Origin of the sequence: Pseudomonas sp. (assembly GCF_037994325.1) — a bacterium.
Lineage (GTDB): Bacteria > Pseudomonadota > Gammaproteobacteria > Pseudomonadales > Pseudomonadaceae > Aquipseudomonas.
The window spans coordinates 1-2012 of the sequence record NZ_JBBNAH010000581.1; the positions used below are offsets into that span (position 1 = coordinate 1).

3 protein-coding genes and 1 tRNA gene are annotated in these 2012 nt (G+C 60.4%); all 4 read right to left on the reverse strand.

Going from position 1 to position 2012, the window contains the following annotated elements; translation table 11 throughout:
• Window positions 1-52: 52 nt before the first annotated feature.
• Window positions 53-128, reverse strand: a tRNA-Phe gene (locus AAAB16_RS19445).
• Window positions 129-206: 78 nt separating this feature from the next.
• Complete coding sequence (locus AAAB16_RS19450) at window positions 207-494, reverse strand: oxidative damage protection protein (RefSeq protein WP_110618295.1); 288 nt, start codon at window positions 492-494, stop codon at window positions 207-209.
• Window positions 491-1558 carry an A/G-specific adenine glycosylase gene (gene mutY, locus AAAB16_RS19455; RefSeq protein ID WP_340664812.1) on the reverse strand — a complete coding sequence of 356 codons (1068 nt, stop codon included), beginning with the start codon at window positions 1556-1558 and terminating at the stop codon, window positions 491-493. The genes AAAB16_RS19450 and mutY overlap by 4 nt, the downstream gene beginning before the upstream one ends.
• The coding region (locus AAAB16_RS19460) for an AsmA-like C-terminal region-containing protein (protein ID WP_340664813.1) at window positions 1555-2012 on the reverse strand (458 nt) is incomplete at its 5' end. The genes mutY and AAAB16_RS19460, both read right to left, overlap by 4 nt.

Below are 2012 nucleotides of genomic sequence, written 5' to 3' on the forward strand. Positions count from 1 at the left end.
GGGTTTTTTAGTCATTTCCAATTACCTGTTACAGCGCTTGGAAACTTGAAGATGGTGCCCAGGGACGGAATCGAACCGCCGACACGGGGATTTTCAATCCCCTGCTCTACCGACTGAGCTACCTGGGCCAACGGGGCGCTATTAGACGGATTTGGAGCACCTCTGTCAACACGCTTTTTAAAAAAATATTTAATTAATCCGGGCGCTTACGATTTTTTCTCGGTTTCGCTAGGCGCGACGTAGCCTTCGGCCTGTGCGTAGTCTTCGCCGGAGAGGAATTTGTCCATCTCGGTTTGCAGGAATTTGCGGTCTTCGCTGTTCATCATGTTGAGGCGGCGTTCGTTGATGAGCAGGGTTTGGTGTTTCTGCCATTCGTCCCAGGCTTGTTGGCTGACGTTGTTGTAGATGTCTTCGCCTTTGGCGCCTGGGTAGGGCGGGCGCGGTAGACCCGGCAGGTCTTGTTTGTGTTTGCGGCAATGTACGGTGCGGGTCATGTCGGTTCTCCAGCTTTCAATTCGTCAGCCGCGCGTTTCAGTAGTTTTTTTACTGGCGCAGCGAGCCCCAGGCGGGGCGGGGTGGCGAGGTTATACCAGAGCCAGTGGGCCTCGGCCACGCTGCTGGTGCTGCTCTCGACCTGAATAAGCCAGGGTTCGATGGCCAGTTGGAAGTGGCTGAAGGTGTGGGTGATGCCGGCCAGTTCGCGGCGGCTGCCGAGGGTCAGGCCGCGTTGGGCGGCGAAGGTGTCTAGGGCGGCGCTTTCGCTGAGTTCGGGCAGGCTCCAGAGGCCGCCCCACAGGCCGCTGGAGGGGCGGCGGTAGAGGAGGATGTCGCCGTCGCGGTTGGCCAGGATAGGCATCAGGGTGTGTTTCTGCGGCAGCGTTTTGCGCGGCTTGGCGATGGGGTAGCGGATTTCCAGGCCGAGCATATGCGCTTGGCAGCCGCTTTGTAGCGGGCATAGCAGGCAGCTGGGTTTGCTGCGGGTACAGAGGGTGGCGCCCAGGTCCATCATCGCTTGGGTGTAGTTGTTCACCCTGGTATGCGGGGTGAAGCGTTCGGCGACGTCCCATAGCTGTTTGGCGACTTTTGGTTCGCCGGGGTAGCCCTCTTGGGCGACGTAACGGGCCAGCACGCGTTTGACGTTGCCGTCGAGAATCGGCGCGCGTACGCCCATGGACAGGCTGGCAATCGCCCCAGCGGTGGAGCGGCCGATGCCGGGCAACTCGGTGAGCTGTTCGACGTTGCGCGGGAATTCGCCGCCGTGCTCGGCCATAACGATCTGTGCGGTTTTTTGCAGGTTGCGGGCGCGGGTGTAGTAGCCCAGGCCGGTCCACAGGTGCAGCACTTCGTCTTCCGGGGCTTCGGCCAGGGCTTTGACCGTGGGCAGCGCGGCCATAAAGCGGTCGAAATAGCCGAGCACGGTGCTGACCTGGGTTTGCTGCAGCATGATTTCCGATACCCACACGCGGTACGGGCTGATGTTGTGCTGCCAGGGCAGGTCTTTGCGGCCGTGGCGGTCGTACCAGTCGAGTACCGCGCTACTGAATTGCTCGGGGTTCATCGCTTAAACAGGCCCTTGAGTGCATCTTTGAGTTCCGGGCTGACTTTGTCGCCGAGCTTCTCTTCGAGTTTTTCATTGAGTTTGTCGCCGGCCAGTTTCGCGGCCACTTTGCCCATGCCGTCTTTGTCCAGGCGGCAGGCTTTAGCGCCCAGTTCCAGCGGACCACGGCAGCGCAGCGGCCATTCGATGTCGACGTAGCGTTTGTTGACCTGGCAGGCCTCGTCGGGCATGTCGCTCTTGTCGCCGTCGATGATGATGCCGACGCGGTAGTCCATGCCCAGTACGCGCAGGTCAATGTCGCCGTTGCCGTTCACGCGGATACCGGGGATGCGCACTTTCAGGTCGGGGTTGTTGGCCACGCCATTGCGGAAACTTAGAGTGCCGTCCAGTTGTTCAAACGGGGTGTCTTTGCCACGCGGCTCGCTGCTCAAGGATTTGCGGTTGAGGGTGGCGA